The organism is Blautia massiliensis (ex Durand et al. 2017) (assembly GCF_051861785.1).
GTDB lineage: Bacteria > Bacillota > Clostridia > Lachnospirales > Lachnospiraceae > Blautia_A > Blautia_A luti_A.
Genome location: NZ_CP146725.1, coordinates 3,539,295 through 3,556,703 on the forward strand (window position 1 = coordinate 3,539,295; position 17,409 = coordinate 3,556,703).

The following is a 17,409-nucleotide window of genomic DNA, read 5'->3' on the forward strand; positions in this document are numbered from 1 at the left end:
CTTAGTGGGCGTTGAATATAGATTTTGCCAGTGCGCCGGATTTGAACAGGGAGAAACAGAGGATAACGGTATAGGCTGCAAGGGAAAAAATCGCGCTGTGCAGGTTGTCCGCTAAGACCATTTCGCCTACCAAAACCGCATAAATGCCGACGCATATCATAATGAGGAAGCCTTGAAAACCAAGTGCAAACAGCCCCTTTAGGTAGTTGTTCCCAATCTGTCCCCATTCCCGGTTTGTCATGGTGGCAAAAGGGATAGGGGAAACGGAACAGTAGGCGTATATCTCAATCATTCTGCCGTAGAGGATAACGGTTATCAGTACGGACATGATTTTCATACAAAGGCTTACAAGGCTCGTTTCCATGACAAGTAACAGTAGTTCGGGGATTTCCATATCTTTTAGTCCCTCCTGCATGGCGGCAAGGGCTTCGGTTACGTCGATATTCGTATCGCCGCCGATTACCCCCGCCGCGCCGGACACAATATGCTGCGCCATATCAAACACCGCCATAGTAATATCAAAGGTATGTGTTACCAAGAAAACGGCAACAAAGGCTTTGAAAAACCACTTAAAGAACATGAATGTGTCAACGTCGTGCATATTGTTTTTTTCCGTTACCATGCTGATAAGCTCATAACAGAGGACATAGGTAATGACAAGCCCCGCAATGGGTACAATCACATTTTCGGACAGATTTTGTATCATGTTGAAAATGTTCGCGTTCCACCCCTGCGGGGTCTTGCCTACCTCCGCTGCAATGGTGCCTACTTTTTCGTTTACGTCCCCGAACATCGTTGACAGATTACCGTTTATCGCGCCGATAAGGATTTCCTTTATCCATTCGTTAATCGCGTCAAGTATGCTCTCCATAGGCTACCCTCCGTAAACTTATCCGAACAGACCGGAAAGAAGCGGTACAAGGATAGTGCCAATAAGGGCAACGCCGCCGCCCGCCATAAGCTGCTTAATGCCCTGTGATTTTGCACCTGGGTTGTCGTTTCCATATCCCTCTAAGAGGTTGATAACGCCCCAAATGCCTAAGCCTGCGCCCAGTGCGATAACAAGGGTCTGTAATACGTCGATAGCAGAGTTAAAAAATTCCATAAAGCTCCTTTCTGCCGCAAATGCGGCTTGCCCCATAAAAGGGCATAAAAAACGGCGGTCAGTTTTGTAACTGCCGCGGTCATAAGTCCCCGCGCTGCCTATGTGTCTGCCGCGCGGCGGTATTCAGTTGTTAGCGATAGGAATTTTTGTAGGGGCGCGTATTCTGTAAGTTATCTGTTTCTTTGTTACTGCGTCAATTCCTCCTTTCGCTGCTGCTCATACAGGGTTTCACACCGTTTTACAAACTGCCGGATAGCTGCCTGTCGCTGTTGCTCCCGTCGCTCGGCAATGAAAATAAGCCCGTTTATGGCTTCTGTGATTTTCTTATCCTGTTTCTTTCGGATACGTCTATTCATGGGCGGTGTCCTCCTGCAAATCTGCTTCGCTGATTTCGTAATAGTCAAAGGGTTCGTCCGGCTTCACAAGGGCGGGTCTGCGTCTTAAATGCTTTTCCATATCAAAAGTATTTTTCTTGTCATAGTCGGACAGGTATTTATAGTTGGGGTGTTTTGTAATGTCGTACTTATCAGAGAAGAACGGGCGCACCCCTCGTAGCTGCAAGATACATTTCCCGCCGTCCATGACTGCTATTTCATCTTCCGTCATAAGCTGCTTGCCTAACTTCTGATAGTTCAGTCCATGTGATACCTCCCGCCCCCGGTTCTCGGAAGTGTTGAAGCTGTCAATGGTTTCTTTCCCCAAGATTTCCGACATTTCTTTGAGGGTGGTTTTCTCCTTGCCGCCCAAGAACAGGGTGGTGTCGCAGTTGCCGGCTATGGTATCGGCGTTGTCCTTGTAAATGGCTTTTAGCTGCGACTGGCTCTGCAAAATGATTGAAGCGGAGATTTCCCGGCTTCGTATGGTGGCTATGAGCTTTTCAAACTTCGGTATCTGCCCGATATTTGCAAACTCGTCTAACAGACAGCGCACATGGACTGGCAGCCTGCCGCCGTATTCATCATCTGCCTTGTCGCAAAGCAGATTGAAAAGCTGCGTGTAAAGAATACTCACAACAAAGTTAAATGTATCGTCGGTGTCGGAAATGATAACAAACAGGGCGGTCTTGCGGTCGCCTATGGTGTCAAGCTCCATTTCGTCGGTTTCCATAAGGTCGCGCAGCTCTTTAATGTCAAAGGGGGCAAGCCGCGCACCGCAGGAAATGAGGATAGAGCTTCTTGTCTTTCCCGCAGATAACAAAAATTTCTTATACTGCCGGACGGCAAAGTGTTCCGGGTCTTTTCCCTCCAACCGTTCAAACATAAGGTCAACGGGGGACTGAAATTCCGGGTCGTCCTCGCGGGCTTCCGACGCATTTATCATTTCAAGCAGCGTCGTGAAGTTCTTTTCTTCCTCCGGGGCTTCGTACCAAATGTAGCCGATAAGGGCGCAGTAAAAGAGCCGTTCCGATTTTACCCAAAAATCCTCCCCGGCTTTTTCCCCGTCCCCTTTGGTGTTGGCAATCAAAGTGTTTACCAGTTTCAAAATGTCTTTCTCGCTGCGGAGATAGGCAAAGGGATTGTATTTCATGCTTTTTTTGAAGTTAATCGTGTTCAGCACTTTTATCCGGTAGCCGCCCCGATGCAAGAGCCTCCCGCACTCGACTAAAACCGTACCTTTCGGGTCAGTTACAACGTAGCTTGAGTGCATTTGCATTAAGTTGGGCTTCACGAAAAATCTCGTCTTGCCGCTGCCGCTTCCCCCGATAACAAGGATATTTTTATTCCTTGCATACTTCGGCTGCTTTGGGCGGCTGTTCATGGTAAGCCGTTCCGTCTGTGTCAGCAGCACATTATTTTGAAATACCGGGTCGGTGTAGGGCTTAATATCTTCGGCAGTCCCCCAACGGGCAGAGCCGTATTCGATACCTTTGCGGTATTTCTTCGCGTTCTTGCCTTTTACATAGACAATCAGCCGGATAAGGACAGCCCCCACAATACCGATAAGCAAATCCATACGGGCAAGGCTCGGAAGCGGATTTGTAAAGGCAGCGGAAAAGCCGTCTGCAAGGGAAAGCACCTTGCCGGACAGGTCAGCCCCCGGCGCAAGGCGTACCACCTGCCCGACTTTATCAAAGAGATACACAAAGAGCAGATAGGGAATGTTGGGAAGCAGCAGCTTTTTCCAGTTGATAGCGTTCATCTTGCAATCCCCCTGTCTTTGTTTTTTACTTTGTCCCGCTGCGCGTTCAGAGCCGCCGCCTTTTCTTTGAGGGAAACAATCAGCTTGCGGATAGAGGGCTTTTGTTCCTGCGTCAGCTTCTTTGCGGAAAACTCCTTAAAGGCTGCGGTCAGTGCGTCCGCGTCCCGTCCCTTGAAAAACACAAGATAACGGGGCGGGGTTTCGGTGCTGTCTTTCTTTAGGGCAAAGTCAATCCCGTATTTTTTCGCCGTACTCTCAAAGGCTTTGATATTGTCCTTTGTGATTTCAATGTTGGAAACGCCCGCGTTCTGCTTCATAAGCTGCTTTAGGGTCTGCTTTCCATGCGGGATTTTCTGTCTGTCATGCTGCTTTTTCATCTGTGCAAGCAGGGCTTTCATAGCCTTTTGGAGCTGCTGTGCCGTCAGCTTCCCGGTCTTGATGTAAAGGGCTATGGTCTTTTCGTTAGTTTCCTCCTGCAATGGGTGTCCTCCTTTCGTGTTCTATGGTGGTATGTCCGCCGCCGGGAAGCGGGGCGGGCATGAAAAAAGAGCGTCCGCTTTCACGCCGCCCTGTTAAATCCGTACCCGCAGCCCGGAAAGGTCTGCCGCCCGAATACCCACAAGATACCAGTTGTCCCCGTACTCCATACGGGTCGGCTTCCATTTGCCCCGCACAAAGACCTCCATGCAGTCGCCGCAATGCAAGCCCCCGTAATAGTCGTTTACGTCAAAGCGAATGTCGTAGCGGTCAGCGGTTTCATCAAAAATCAAAGCTCCTGTTTTCTGTGTCATCATAAAATCCTCCTTTGGGTTGGTTTACAGGCTTTCGCCCTCGTTGCAGGTGTAATCGGGTATGCCCTTGCTTCTTGCCGACTGGATAGTACGCCCGCCGTACATATCGTGAGATACAAGGGACGTGTAATAGTTGCCAATCGTAGACGGGGCATTGAAAAGGGCAGCTTTCATGTACTGCTTGATGTTGCGGATTTTGGTGGTGTTTTCCTGCATACAGTCCAGTACAAAGCGGATATGTTCGCTGTTCAGTTTCATAAATTTTGCTTTTACAAGCTCTGCCGGGTGGTCGTCCCCGGCGATACGGATTGTTCTTCGTTTGGTGCAGACAGTTTCAAGAATAAGGGCAAGGATTTCCTCTATCCTGTCCCGGTCAAGGTATCTATCCTGTATCAGATAGTCGTACTCGATATTGTCCTTGATGATTTCCTCATACACGCTATATGCGTCTGTCGTTTCCTTTCGCTTCCGTTCCGGCGGCTGTGCCGCGTCCTCTAAGGGAGAGGGATTTAGGGAATGGAAAGGAATGGAATGGGTACTTGATATATCTGTATTTAATTTTTCTTTTGTTGGTAAGTTAATCTTTAATAGTTCTTTATTTAATTGCGTTGGATTTTCCAACGTAGGTTTTTCCAACATAGGCTTTTCCAATGTTGGATTATCCAATGTTGGTTTTTCCAATGTTGGTAAATCCAACTTAGGCGGCTGCTCATAGATAACATACGTTGTACCGCGTAAGCATCCTTTCTCATCACGTTCCCTTGAACGCTGTATATATCCGGCATTTTCCAGTTCCCGTACTGCTTCCCGGATAGCGTCAATCTTTTCCCGGTTGATAAGGGACAGTCCTGCAAGGGTGTAGTCCCAATCTTCGGGAAGTGAGAGCATTTGCGACAACAAGCCCTTTGCCTTTAAGGAAAGCTCCTTGTTGCGTAAATGGTGGTTGCTCATAACGGTATAACCTTTGTTCTTTTCCACGCGGAAAACTGCCATAGCTTCGTCACTCCTTTTCGTTGGATTTGTTACGCAGTAGAAACGCGGTTTTGAGGGAAAAGGTATCAACCCTTGTCTTTCTCATTTCCACGCTCTAAGAGCCGCATAAATCAAGGCTTTGTTTGCCCTTACTGCATAACACGAGGGCATAAAAAAAGCAGCGTTCCTGTTCTCCTGTGTAGGAGTGAGAAACGCCGCCTTATAGGTGGTGCTTATTTTATTTTTTCTTTTCGACGTGCCGCGTAAGGTGGTGCAGCGGTCTATCCGGCAGTCCGCAGGTGCTTTTTGCATATCAAGGCTCAATTCATTAAAAGTAGTAAATGAGTAGTAAAATCAATCTGCAAACCTGCGAATATGCCTGCAAATCAAGCATTTTTCAAGACAATCAACTAATTTTTATAAAATAAATAAAATTGATAAAATATGTAAAGTTTTAGGACAATAAGCGGGAATCCTCGGCAATTCAATTACCGAGATGAAAGCGTAAACTGTGCATGTCTACACTCATAATAAATGAAAAGATTGCAGAAAAGTACAACACAACACCAGAAGAGGTACGCAGAGAAATGCAGATAGCCATAGATGCAGGATTTGATAATCCTGATCCGGCTGTGCAGGAAGTATTTATGGGAAACCTGAATCCGGTCATAAAGAAGGTGAACCGGATGTAGTAGGAACATTTTCCGTAAATCGGGATGAAAATTTAACCGTGATGGCTAACCGGGGAGATATTGAGGATTGATGTTCGCTGATAATAGGTATCTATTATATCCTGTAAAGTAATCATATTCATTTTTTCTTCAGCAGTTTTTTGGATTTCATTATAGAATTCCTGTAAAGACAACTGAATATTAATGCCAACGCCGCAATCAGGGTTGGTATGAGTATCTAAATGGAGCAGCGGCTTCTCGCCTTCAACTGCTTTATAAATATCCAGCAATGTAATCTGATCTGCTGGTTTTGAAAGAGAAGGACGGGCATGTCCGGCTACACTGGTCATAAGTCCAGCTTTTTTTAGTTTTAACATAAGCTGGCGTACAAAGCCGGGATTTGTATGGACACTTTCTGCAATTGAGGCACTGGAGAGAGATTTTTCCTGGTTGATAGCAATCAGAACCATCACATGAACAGTATCGCTTAATTTTGTTGAATATTTCATGATAAGAAACTCCTTATAGTATGATATAATGATTTTTTTTCACATTTTTGAGATAAAAATATTTCTGGTTTGGCTAAAACATTTCAAGTTCTCAACAGTTCTTTTTAATGTGTTGAGAAACTGTGCATATTTATTATTTTGATGCTTGTAAATAATATAATTACAACTATAATGAAATTTAAAGGAAAAGTCAACACAGTAATGAAACTTACGGAGGAGTGTATAATATGCTGATCGTAGACAAATCTATGAAACTATGACTGAGGTAATGAGTTTTGTCCAGGAATGGATAAAAGAGAATCCGGACAAAGTTAGATTTATGAGAATACTAAAATCCTTGTATAAACATTGATTATTACATGATACTATAAATGTTCACAAAGGAGAGCTTATGGAATACAAAAATCAAACAGAAAATCGTGCATTTCAGGAAATGTTGCAGGCGGCAGTAAAACGGCTGCAAAATCGTTCCGGAGAGGATCTTGCTGCAAAAAGTGGGGCTGTTTTTCATAGCAGTCGAAATGTGCTTGAAGTACTGAGCTTTTATGAAACGATTGAAATTCAACTCCCTGAGTTTCGTATTAACTCAAACATGGACGAATGGCATTATCTGATATTGCTGCATTATCTGGATATGGCCGATGGAACAGAAGTTTCACAGGAGCTCATCACTTTTGGTAACTTGAAAGATGGATTGATTCGAGGAACCAAGTTTGACCGGACTGCAGAGCAGAAACTGGAAAAGCTTTTGCAGGATAAAGATCCTGAGAAAATTCAGAAAGCATGTAAAAACCTAGGTGCAGAATTCACAGAGACAAAGGCGGATTTGTGTGCTGTTTTTCCAGTTCTGCCAAGATATCCGGTAACTTTAAAGATATGGTTTGCAGATGAAGAATTTCCTGCATCTGGCAAAATATTTCTTCAGGATCATGCCGATCATTATCTGAGTGTAGAAGATGCGGTAACAGTTGGAGAAATTTTGCTGCAAAAATTATCGGAAGCATTTTCTTCCCTCTGATCATGGATCAGAAAACTTTCCAGTCCGGCTTTGATAAATTTGTCAATGGTTGTCTGAATCTGTTTCCAGTCATTACAGTGATTGCGGAGCATCAGTCTGTTGATGGAAAGGCAGCCATTCATTTGAAAATAAAAAACCGATTCTGCCTGCTCAAAGGTCAGGAGGCTGTGTGACATAAGCCAGGTCACATAGCCTCCTTTTGTATTTTCTGCTAATTTTTCCAGAAGAATGGGGGCAATTGTATCATCCAGAAACAGTGCCCTGTATTGTGATTCCATCTGTATTTTCTGACAGAATGGATAAGAACAGCTTTTTTGATTTAGACAGAATAAATGATCTACAGTTGTTAACATATCCTGAGTCATATCATTAAAAATATCTGATAATACATCATGGATATCGTAGTAATGAAGATAAAAAGTGCCACGGTTGATTTCAGCATTTTTGCAGATCTCTGTAACTGTAATTTTCGTAAAACCCTTCTGCTTTAACAATTCTAAGAACGTATCTTTTATGGTTTGCCTGGTATAGCGGGTACGGCGATCTTGTTTTCTCGTTTTTTCTGACATTATATACTCCTGTATTATTTGTTATCATATGATTCCTCAACAATTTTTCTGATGTGTTGAGTAGCCATACAAATCTCACAGATTGATTATTGTAATTTATATAGTAACAACTATAATGAGATTTAAAGAAAAAGTCAACAGATTGTTCAGAATTTTAGGAGAAAAAACATGGGACATGTAATTGCTGTATCAGGAAAAGGCGGTGTAGGGAAAACAACCCTTGTAAATGACAAAGAACAGGATAAAGAAATTTTAGAAAACATACAGAAAGCCTGTGACGATCTAAACACCCAGATCTCTGGTCTGTCTGGTATTAAAGCATTTGAGGAGAGAATTGCCCCTGAATACAAAAAATACAGACACGAAGATGTCTCCGTATCTGTCAAATCAGAAATTGCAGTGAAGGGCTTATACTCTAATATTGTGCCTTATATTAAGCAGGATTCTGATAATTCGTTATACCCAACTTCTGGTGAAGGTCGAAAAAAATTACTGGTATATGCTATTTTTGATTTATTGTCAAAAGAGGAGGAAGAAAAGAAGATCAATCTTTTTCTGATTGAAGAGCCAGAAAATCATTTGCACAGATCTATGCAAATTGCACTGTCGCATATTCTCTTCCACGATGAAAAATATCAGTATTTGTTTATGACAACCCATTCCCCTTATGTGTTGGCAGAAATGGATCGTGTAAATCTGATTCGTATATATAATGCTGATAAGATTGTGAGCAAAAGTGCTCTCTATAATGTACCAGAAGAATTTAAGACCCAGAGAAAAATGCTGAATCGTGGATTGGTAGAAGCAGTGTTCGCAGATAAGGTATTACTTGTTGAAGGACCTTCTGAAAATGTATTGTTCGGTAAGATTTTGTCAGAACTAAACCCGTTTTTTGAAGCAGACGGTATTTATATACTTCCGGTTGGTGGCTTTGGGTTTAGACCATATTTTGAAATATTAGATGCATTAGAGATTGATAATATTATTAAGACTGACAATGATTTAAGAAAAATTACGGGTAAGGAAAAATATAGTGTGCTGGGGTTCTCCAGACTAAACAACTATATCGGTGAAAACCTTCTTCCTACGGAGCCTATTGACGAAAGTGGCGTGGAATCAAAACGAAAGCTATATGACAGCAACAGAGAAACTCTGGATCAAATTAGAAAAGAACATGAGTTATATTTATCGAGATGCAGTTTGGAAGAAGATTTGGATGAAGTTTTTCATGATAAAATGGTTGAATATCTTCCACAAGCAGGCGGAGATGTAATTGGATACTTGCAAGATGCCAAAAATAATCATATGGTAGAACTTGTCGAAAAGCTTACTCCAGAGGACTGTACCCGTATTTTTGAACACTATAATTTCGCTTGTTTGAAGGAGGTAACACTGTAATGCTGTCTCCCATACAAAAAGAAATCGTAGAGTTACCGGGAAACCTAATAGTAAGAGCGAGTGCCGGTACCGGAAAGACTCATACTATGGTATCTAAAATTGAATATGATATAGCTCATTGTCACACGCATAAAGCAGTTGCTGCAATTACATTTACAATTAAGGCGGCTGCTGAAATCAAAGATAGATTAACCATCGATACGAGCAATCATTTCATTGGAACAAATAATAGTTTTGCAATTGAAGAAATCATTAAGCCTTTCATGAAAGATGTGTTTGGAAGAGCTTATAAGTTGGATATGAGTACAGATTATTCTGTAAAAATAAAAACATTTGCAGAAGGCTTGGTAAAAATAAAGGATGAACAAATCCTTTGCTCATATGCAAATAGCAAGGAGAACTTCATATTTCAACTTGCATTAGAGATTTTACAGAAATCAAAGGCGTGTCAATTGTATTTAAAGGCTAAGTATTTTAAAATCTATGTAGACGAATATCAAGACTGCGATAAGGATATGCATGCATTGTTCATGTATATCTGTGAAAGTCTAAATATAGATACTTTTGTAGTAGGTGATGAAAAGCAATCAATCTATATGTGGCGTGGTGCATATCCAAAAGCTTTTATGAGCATTTGGAACAGAGAAGATTTTTCAAAGAAGTTTATGAGAGATAATTTCCGATCCTGTCAACAGATACAGAATTATTCGAATCTACTCTGTGATGAAACGAGGGATCTCTATAAGACTGTCGATGATCTAGCTTCCGTAATTGTGATATGCACGACACGGTCAAATTGGGTTGCTTCCGTAATACAACATTTCATTATTGCGTAAACCGCAACAGTAGATCATCCGAAACAGGACTTTATATTCGGTTGCCATTCGGTTAAAAGAATTAACAGTTGAGTGTGGATTATAAAAGTCAACCTGCTCAAAAAAAGCATGTATGTCAGTATCTTCCATAAGATAAGGGAAATTCTTTTCTGCTTTTGGAAGGACATGTGGTATGTAACTGCTGATTCCAATTGCGTTTAGATAAACAGAAAATCCTCGTAACGCCTGTAATCGGTTATTTTGCGTGACTTTTGTTTTTAAATCCGATAAAGAAGCCCATTCTTGATACAGTTTTTTTTGAAATAGAAGCTTCCTGTATCTTATTATCTGAGCAGTACTGGTCAAACCGATACAGCCAGTAGGCCGGATTGTCAAACATAAATCCTGCATTACGGCGTTCGGAAATATACTGTGTTATCAATTCAGAAAAACAGCTGTTGTATTCGTAGACTTTATGCATGGAAGGCACCTCCCTTCCATGAGATACCTGTCTCCTCTAAAGACAGAGGACATAAACGCATATCTCTTATCACAGCGGCCAGACGATGAAATGTCAGATGAGCAGTTGGAACAGCTTGCCCCATGGAGCGAGACTGCGAAAATGAACTGTCAAAACTAAAATAGAGTAAAACGCTTGCATCTATCATTTTGGTGCAAGCGTAATTCATGAGTAACGTAGCAATATTTTGCGCTTACTTTTATGGAATATCGAAAACCTAAGTATCCCGTGACGGCAAAAATGTAACAGCCAAACTCGAAAAATGTTGATATTTTTGCCGATGATGTGGTATACTATGTAATAGATTAACGTAGTTTTTTGATGGATTTTATGGTGGAGGATCATAGATGCGATATCTTTCAGTTGCTGAAATAGCGAAAAAGTGGGATGTGTCAGAGCGTAGTGTCAGAAATTACTGCGCCCAGGGGCGTGTGAATGGTGCGTTTCTTACCGGTAAGACATGGAACATTCCGGAAAACGCAGAAAAACCGGAGCGTACCAATAAAAGAAAAGAGGAGCCGATTACTCTGTTGGATATCCTGAAAGAACAGAAGGCAAGTAAATACTCCGGCGGGATCTACCACAAAACACAGATTGATTTGACATACAATTCCAACCATATAGAAGGAAGCCGACTGACGCACGATCAGACTAGATATATCTTTGAAACCAATACCATCGGTGTAGAAAAAGAAGTTCTGAACGTGGACGACGTGATTGAAACAGCAAATCACTTCCGCTGCATTGACATGATCATTGATCATGCAAAAGCAGCGCTGACGGAAAAGTTCATCAAAGAGCTTCACTTGGTTTTGAAGAACGGCACCAGCGATTCCAGAAAAGATTGGTTTGCTGTTGGCGATTATAAGAAACTTCCGAATGAAGTCGGTGGTATGGATACCACCCTTCCGGAAGAAGTTGCCGATAAAATGAAGGCCCTGCTGACGGAATATAACACCAAAGAAGAAAAAAACTTTGAGGACATTCTGGACTTTCATGTGAAGTTTGAGCGGATTCATCCGTTTCAGGACGGCAACGGTCGTGTAGGCAGACTCATTATGTTCAAGGAATGCCTGAAATACAATATCGTTCCGTTCATCATTGAGGACAATCTGAAGATGTTCTATTACCGTGGATTGAAGGAATGGGATAATGAAAAGGGCTATCTGACCGATACCTGCCTGACCGCACAGGACAAGTATAAAGCATATTTGGATTATTTTAGGATTGGATATTAAGCAAGAAGTGAGGTACAGCTATGTCGGCAGAAAAGAACTGGCAATTTGAACTTGAAGAATATATCAAACAAGGCGAGCCCGGTCAAATCGAAAAGAGTGAAGCGTGGCAGACTGCAATCGGCTTGCAGGCGGTAGATGGTTTGAAGACCTCTGCGTATCTGTTAGATACTGCCAAGGAACATATCGAGGGAAAAATCAGTATTGATGAAGCGCAGAAACGCATTCAGAGCTATTATGAGCAGTGTACTGATCGTACAGAAGTTGAGAACAATACCAAGGAAGCAGATATTGTGTCCGTAAGAATAGCGAAGCTGTTGGGCGAGAAAGCATTTCAGTTTTCCCCGGCTGAATGGCTGACGATTCATCGCAGACTGTTTGAGGGCGTGTTTACCCATGCCGGTCAGATTCGCCAGTATAATATTACAAAAAAGGAATGGGTATTAAAAGGCGATACCGTAACCTACGCAGCGTGGAACAGTATCAAAGACACGCTTGATTATGATTTTGCAACGGAGAAACAGTATTCTTATGAAGGCTTATCCGTAGAGCGTTGCGTAAAACATCTTGCCAAGTTTGCTTCGGATATCTGGCAGATTCATCCGTTCTGTGAAGGCAACACCAGAGCTACGGCTGTTTTTATAATTAAGTACATGAAAACATTCGGGTTCAAAGTAAACAACGATGCTTTTGAGAAGAACTCTTGGTATTTCCGCAACGCCTTGGTAAGAGCAAATTATAACGATCTGCAAAACAGCGTTCATGCCACAACAAAGTTTTTGGAAATGTTCTTCAGCAATTTAATTTTGGGAACGGAATATGAGCTGAAAAACAGATATATGCACGTGGACTATGTGGATGATAATTCCCAAAGTGTCACTCCAAAAGCTCCAAAGTCTCAATTTGACACTTTGGAATGTACTTTAGAGGAGCTGGCGTTCTTGGAGTTGATTTACAAGAATCCGTCAATTAAGCAGAAGAATCTTGTTGCTGAGACCGGAAAATCGCTCAGCACCGTAAAACGAATTATGGAGTCCTTGCAGAAAAAGGAATATATCCGTAGAGTGAACGGAAAAAGATATGGAAAATGGGAAATATTGATTTGAATAAGTATTAAGAAAGAGGAACTGCACCTCATTTGTTAGACAGTATGGTATACTATCTAATAAGTGAGGTGCAGTTTCATAATTGCGAGGGATTTAAGGAGCGCTGGTACGATAAAGAAGGAACGTGGAAATCCAAATGATCCTGCTCGATTCATAGGGAAAGTCGCAGTAACTGAAGATGGAGAAACTGCAAAGATCTACAATTATCTGGACACAGAAAAGATCGAACAGGAAGCCTTATATGATGGGATGTATGCAGTAACTACAGACCTCTTAGATGATGACGTAAAAGATATCTTAAAAGTCAGCGAAGGTCGTTGGGAAATCGAGGAATGTTTCCGTATAATGAAAACTGATTTTGAAACAAGACCAGTTTTTCTTCGAGATGATATACGCATAAAAGCCCATTTCCTTATCTGTTTCCTTGCATTAGTGATATATCGTTACCTCGAAAGAGACCTGAAAAATGCCTTCAGCTGCGAAACGATCTTGGATAAATTAAGAACAATGAATTTCGCCGATATACAAGAACAGGGTTTTATTCCACTTTACACACGAGACAAGCTAACCGATGCATTGCACACAGTTTGCGGCTTTGGAACGGATTATAAATTTATCACCAAAAGGCAAATGAAAAACATTCAGAAAAAAAGCAAAGGCCGGGAATAAAATACTATATTCCAAAACGGCACAAAAAATCGCCGAACCCCAGTAAATTCAAGAGGTACAGCGATTTTTTTGTTTAGCAACTGTCAAAGACAGGATTATAGCACAAAAACATAAAATCTGTGTTAAATTTCTGTTCTTAACGAAAATTTTATATCCGATGTGCTACAATGACGCCAGAAAATGAAAGGAGTGATTGAATTGACCAGAGCAAAAAAGGCTTTATCACAGGCAGTACTGCTTATTTCGGGAGCTATTATGCTCGGCTTCGGTGCGATGCGTGGCGAAGTTGAAACCGTTTTGAGCAAGGCAATCAGGCTTTGTTTGGAGTGTGTAGGAATTGGATAAAAAGAAAACAAAGAATAAAAACCATAATGAGAAAAAACATTCGGCATCTAACCAATTAGCCAAATTCCGAGGATGGATTCAGGCAGGAGCAACTCTGCTGACAAATATTCATCTGCCAAACTTTTTTAAAGGCGAAATTTATCAAGGCAAAGGCAAGGCCGTTTGTGTGCCTGGTCTGAACTGCTATTCCTGTCCTGCCGCATCGGGTGCTTGCCCAATCGGCTCATTTCAGGCGGTAGTCGGCTCGTCAAAATATAAGTTTTCCTATTATATAACAGGATTTCTCATTTTGTTGGGAGTTCTGCTCGGACGCTTTATCTGCGGATTTTTGTGTCCGTTTGGTTGGTTACAGGATTTGTTGCACAAAGTCCCGACCAAAAAGTTTTCAACAAAAAAACTCAAGCCACTGACATATATCAAATATGCAGTACTGCTGTTGGCAGTTGTTTTATTACCGGTGCTCATAGTAAATGATTTGGGGATGGGCGACCCATATTTCTGCAAATATATATGTCCGCAAGGTGTGCTTGAGGGTGCGTTGCCACTTTCGGCAGTCAACGAAGGTATCCGTTCGGCATTGGGAAAACTGTTTTCGTGGAAACTTGTTGTGCTGATTTCGGTAGTCGTTTTGAGCGTGCTGTTTTACAGACCGTTCTGCAAATGGATTTGCCCACTCGGTGCATTCTATGCACTGTTCAACAAGGTTTCGCTGTTTGGGATGAAGGTAGACGAGCACAAATGCGTTTCGTGCGGAAAATGTGCAAAGGTGTGCAAAATGGATGTTGATGTTACAAAAACGCCTAACAGCACCGAATGTATCCGATGCGGAAAGTGCATAAGTGCCTGTCCTACCGACGCAGTCAGCTTTCAATACGGCTTTGGCATGCTTGGAAAAACAGTAGACGAAAATGCAAAAATCGAAAACAAAACAAACAAAAAAGAAACAAAAGAGGAATTATAACGGAGGAATAATTATGAAGTTTTCAAAACTTTCAAAAATCTTAACAGTAGTATTATTAGTTTCTGTGTTGGCAATCAGCCTTATTGCTTGCTCAACATCAAAGGACAACAAAGACGAAAAACAATCAACAGATTCAAGCATTTCAACCTTGATGGCAACAGAGCCAAGTGATGCTGATGAAGCTTTAAAGCTCTACAATCAGCTTATGAAAAAAGAAAACGAAATTTTGTCAACAGACAAAGCCCTTTGGGAAAAAGTATTTATGGCTTCAAACAAGGAAACCCCAATGATTGAGGACGGCACAAACTACGGCGACTTTCTTCTCAAGACAATCGAAAGTGCAAAGGACCAATTCACAGATGAGGAATACAAAAAACTCGTTGCCGGTGCAGAACAAATCAAGGAAATTGAGGGCAAGCTCACAATCTTGGAACAAAAATATCCTGAATGTGCAAAGGCTCCGGGCAACGGCGACAGCGTTCCGGCTGACAGTAACGGCGTTGTTTCAAACAGCAGTGACGCAACAAGTTTTCCGTCATTTGACGGCAAGGACCTTGACGGCAACGATGTAAAGAGCAGTGAACTTTTCGCAAACAGCAATGTAACAGTTGTTAACTACTGGTTCAGCACTTGTAAGCCTTGTGTCGGCGAACTTTCCGAATTGGAAGCACTCAACAAAAAGCTTGCAGAAAAAGGCGGTCAGGTTGTCGGCATCAACACTTTTACACTTGATGGTGACAAGACAGCAATTTCAGAAGCAAAAGACATCCTTTCAAAGAAAGGTGTAACCTACAAGAACATCTGGTTTGATTCAAACAGCGATGCAGGCAAGTTTACATCAGGTATCTTCTCTTACCCAACAACATATGTTGTCGACAAGAACGGCAACATTGTAGGCGAGCCGATCGTTGGTGCAATCACTGAAAAAAATCAAGCAAAGACACTTGAAAAACTCATAGACCAGGCTTTACAGGTTAAATAAGAATAAAGCATAAAGTGATAATCTCTCCCGAATTGAACTGCCACAAGTTGTTCAGACAGCACAAAAAAAACAGGTCTATGGTAGAATAATTAAATTTTAAGCAACAAACTGATTTCGTTTTTCTAACGGAGTCAGTTTTGTTTGAATACGGTAATTGTTGTGCGAGATTGAGAACAAATTAAAAACTATTATATCTGGTAGTCTTCAGGAATATTTTGGTACATCTTGGCTAGTTAAAGGCCTTCCTAAAAACACCTATATGGGTAGGCAGTGATGGTTTGCAATACTGCAAAGTCTGTGGGGAAGCGAAAGAAGCTTTTTTCCCCGAGGGTGGCTTTATGGGGATGAAAAAACATTCCAGGCAATGTGCCTGTGACAGAAAAGCGTACGAAGAAGAACAAAAATATTTTAAAGAGAAAGAGCACCGGGAATTAGTCAGCAGAAATGCGAGCATCTGTTTTGACGAGAGCAGAATGGAAGAGTGGACATTTGAGAATGGGAATGAATTATTTTCCAGCAAAAGTGATGTTTTATAAGACTAATGGAAAGTATTATGCAGATATACTTTGAATATCAGGGAAATTTATAGATTTTTAGTAATGCAGATGTGTATATTTATTGCTATACACATCTGTATTTTTGTTTAAGCGTAGATTATTGTTTGTGAGCTGTGATTATCGAACAGCTCCTTTTGAAAAGGAGAAATAAGTGAATTTAGGAGCAAGAATAAGAAAAATCCGTATGTTTCGCAACATAACTCAAAAAGAACTGGGGCGCAGGTTAGGGTATGGAGAAAATAGTGCAGATGTGAGAATTGCCCAATATGAAAGTGGACAGCGTACACCGAAGCAGGAAACGCTTATCCGGATAGCAGAAATATTGGAAGTTGATGTCCGAAATTTTTTAAGTCCTGGAATTGCGACAATGGACGAATTAATGGAAACTTTATTCTGGATGGATGAAGAAAATAGAGGGCTTTTTCATCTGTTCCTGCTAAATGATTCAGAAAGTGAAATAGTTGGAATCACAATGAGGGATAAAAAAACAATGTCTTATCTGCAGGAATGGATGGGGAAAAAGCAGAAACTGGGCGATGGAAGAATTACAGAAGAGGAATATCTGGAATGGAAACTGCATTGGCCAGAGGATAAGAGAAAAACAGAATATAAAACCGTATGAAGTAAAAAGGAATTGCTTTGCGGAGAGTTACCTGTTAGAATATTACTGGAGCAACCGTGTACAGGGTTGGTAAAAACCTCCTGGATTTTCAGATTCCGTTAAGGGATACAGAAGAAGGGAGGTGGAGCGAATGGATACATACGAAGTCTTGAGCTTATTGTTCTTAGGCGGTACGTTTCTGATTGCTTTGCTTGCCTATTTGGATAATAGGGACAACAAGCGAAAAAAATAGCCTACCCTGTCTGCCAACAGGATAGGCAGCTCTCTTTGAGAGCAAAATAAATTAAAACCTAATCCAGGAGCATCCACCTTGTGGGCGGTTACTCTTTTCAATTAGAATATAGCATTTTCTCTCCGAAAAGTAAAGTACATTTTATGCAGCCAATTCTAAAAAGAGTGGGCTGTTTTTTTATTGACAGGAGGGA

General features: G+C 41.6%; 20 protein-coding genes and 2 pseudogenes. 12 read left to right on the top strand and 10 right to left on the bottom strand.

Annotation, left to right across the window (positions count from 1 at the left end; all coding sequences use genetic code 11):
• Position 1: 1 nt before the first annotated feature.
• From V9W66_RS16635 to V9W66_RS16670, 8 genes are all read right to left on the bottom strand, one after another.
• A complete protein-coding gene (locus V9W66_RS16635; RefSeq protein ID WP_015529210.1) occupies positions 2-871 on the bottom strand; it encodes a VirB6/TrbL-like conjugal transfer protein, CD1112 family in 870 nt (289 codons plus the stop codon).
• Positions 872-889: 18 nt separating this feature from the next.
• The gene (locus V9W66_RS16640; RefSeq protein ID WP_009906233.1) at positions 890-1,105 is read right to left on the bottom strand and encodes a Maff2 family protein; all 216 of its coding nucleotides are present in this window, start codon (positions 1,103-1,105) and stop codon (positions 890-892) included.
• A 185-nt stretch (positions 1,106-1,290) separates the two neighbouring features.
• Positions 1,291-1,461 (bottom strand): hypothetical protein, encoded by a 171-nt coding sequence (locus V9W66_RS16645; RefSeq protein ID WP_179860393.1) that lies wholly within the window; start codon positions 1,459-1,461, stop codon positions 1,291-1,293.
• Positions 1,454-3,244, bottom strand: a complete 1,791-nt coding sequence (locus V9W66_RS16650; protein ID WP_144094008.1) for a VirD4-like conjugal transfer protein, CD1115 family — start codon at positions 3,242-3,244, stop codon at positions 1,454-1,456. Before V9W66_RS16650 ends, V9W66_RS16645 begins: the two co-directional genes overlap by 8 nt.
• Positions 3,241-3,723: a PcfB family protein gene (locus V9W66_RS16655; protein ID WP_074430170.1), complete on the bottom strand. Its 483-nt coding sequence runs from the start codon at positions 3,721-3,723 to the stop codon at positions 3,241-3,243. The genes V9W66_RS16650 and V9W66_RS16655 overlap by 4 nt, the downstream gene beginning before the upstream one ends.
• A gap of 93 nt (positions 3,724-3,816) precedes the next feature.
• Positions 3,817-4,035: a DUF5348 domain-containing protein gene (locus tag V9W66_RS16660; protein WP_004611927.1), complete on the bottom strand. Its 219-nt coding sequence runs from the start codon at positions 4,033-4,035 to the stop codon at positions 3,817-3,819.
• Between the two features lie 24 nt (positions 4,036-4,059).
• Complete coding sequence (locus V9W66_RS16665) at positions 4,060-5,028, bottom strand: DUF6017 domain-containing protein (protein WP_105309316.1); 969 nt, start codon at positions 5,026-5,028, stop codon at positions 4,060-4,062.
• Positions 5,029-5,731: 703 nt separating this feature from the next.
• Positions 5,732-6,187, bottom strand: a complete 456-nt coding sequence (locus V9W66_RS16670) for an Rrf2 family transcriptional regulator (protein WP_110102406.1) — start codon at positions 6,185-6,187, stop codon at positions 5,732-5,734.
• A gap of 391 nt (positions 6,188-6,578) precedes the next feature.
• On the opposite strand from V9W66_RS16670, the gene V9W66_RS16675 reads away from it, so the two are divergent.
• Positions 6,579-7,205 carry a DUF3786 domain-containing protein gene (locus V9W66_RS16675; protein ID WP_144094007.1) on the top strand — a complete coding sequence of 209 codons (627 nt, stop codon included), beginning with the start codon at positions 6,579-6,581 and terminating at the stop codon, positions 7,203-7,205.
• Here the strand turns inward: V9W66_RS16675 and V9W66_RS16680 are convergent.
• Positions 7,127-7,774 (bottom strand): TetR/AcrR family transcriptional regulator, encoded by a 648-nt coding sequence (locus tag V9W66_RS16680; protein ID WP_144094006.1) that lies wholly within the window; start codon positions 7,772-7,774, stop codon positions 7,127-7,129. The two genes, V9W66_RS16675 and V9W66_RS16680, sit on opposite strands and share 79 nt — an antisense overlap.
• A gap of 168 nt (positions 7,775-7,942) precedes the next feature.
• Between V9W66_RS16680 and V9W66_RS16685 the strand changes: the two genes are divergently transcribed.
• Both V9W66_RS16685 and V9W66_RS16690 read left to right on the top strand, forming a co-directional pair.
• A complete protein-coding gene (locus V9W66_RS16685; protein WP_144100460.1) occupies positions 7,943-9,172 on the top strand; it encodes an ATP-dependent nuclease in 1,230 nt (409 codons plus the stop codon).
• Positions 9,172-10,008, top strand: a complete 837-nt coding sequence (locus tag V9W66_RS16690) for a UvrD-helicase domain-containing protein (protein WP_144094004.1) — start codon at positions 9,172-9,174, stop codon at positions 10,006-10,008. The genes V9W66_RS16685 and V9W66_RS16690 overlap by 1 nt, the downstream gene beginning before the upstream one ends.
• A 235-nt stretch (positions 10,009-10,243) precedes the next feature.
• On the opposite strand, the gene V9W66_RS16695 is transcribed toward V9W66_RS16690, so the two are convergent.
• The gene (locus V9W66_RS16695) at positions 10,244-10,468 is read right to left on the bottom strand and encodes a hypothetical protein (protein ID WP_144094003.1); all 225 of its coding nucleotides are present in this window, start codon (positions 10,466-10,468) and stop codon (positions 10,244-10,246) included.
• A 386-nt stretch (positions 10,469-10,854) separates the two neighbouring features.
• Here V9W66_RS16695 and V9W66_RS16700 point away from each other — a divergent pair, with 386 nt between their 5' ends.
• The 9 genes and pseudogenes from V9W66_RS16700 to V9W66_RS16740 all read left to right on the top strand — a co-directional run bounded on the left by V9W66_RS16700 (position 10,855) and on the right by V9W66_RS16740 (position 17,216).
• Entirely contained in the window at positions 10,855-11,745 is an 891-nt protein-coding gene (locus tag V9W66_RS16700; protein WP_144094002.1) for a Fic family protein, read from the top strand.
• A gap of 20 nt (positions 11,746-11,765) precedes the next feature.
• Positions 11,766-12,848 (top strand): Fic family protein, encoded by a 1,083-nt coding sequence (locus V9W66_RS16705; protein ID WP_144094001.1) that lies wholly within the window; start codon positions 11,766-11,768, stop codon positions 12,846-12,848.
• A gap of 105 nt (positions 12,849-12,953) precedes the next feature.
• Positions 12,954-13,517, top strand: a pseudogene (locus tag V9W66_RS16710) (IS1634 family transposase); the annotation flags it as partial.
• Between the two features lie 180 nt (positions 13,518-13,697).
• On the top strand, positions 13,698-13,862 hold the full coding sequence (locus V9W66_RS16715) for a CD1871A family CXXC motif-containing protein (RefSeq protein ID WP_015541225.1): 165 nt from the start codon (positions 13,698-13,700) through the stop codon (positions 13,860-13,862).
• A complete protein-coding gene (locus tag V9W66_RS16720; protein ID WP_144094000.1) occupies positions 13,855-14,823 on the top strand; it encodes a 4Fe-4S binding protein in 969 nt (322 codons plus the stop codon). The genes V9W66_RS16715 and V9W66_RS16720 overlap by 8 nt, the downstream gene beginning before the upstream one ends.
• 13 nt (positions 14,824-14,836) lie before the next feature.
• Complete coding sequence (locus V9W66_RS16725) at positions 14,837-15,805, top strand: TlpA family protein disulfide reductase (RefSeq protein ID WP_118513285.1); 969 nt, start codon at positions 14,837-14,839, stop codon at positions 15,803-15,805.
• A 257-nt stretch (positions 15,806-16,062) separates the two neighbouring features.
• Positions 16,063-16,308, top strand: a pseudogene (locus V9W66_RS16730) (ATP-binding protein); the annotation flags it as partial.
• A gap of 205 nt (positions 16,309-16,513) precedes the next feature.
• A complete protein-coding gene (locus tag V9W66_RS16735; RefSeq protein WP_144093999.1) occupies positions 16,514-16,984 on the top strand; it encodes a helix-turn-helix domain-containing protein in 471 nt (156 codons plus the stop codon).
• 130 nt (positions 16,985-17,114) lie between these two features.
• The gene (locus V9W66_RS16740) at positions 17,115-17,216 is read left to right on the top strand and encodes a putative holin-like toxin (RefSeq protein ID WP_015524590.1); all 102 of its coding nucleotides are present in this window, start codon (positions 17,115-17,117) and stop codon (positions 17,214-17,216) included.
• The last annotated feature ends 193 nt before the right edge of the window (positions 17,217-17,409 follow it).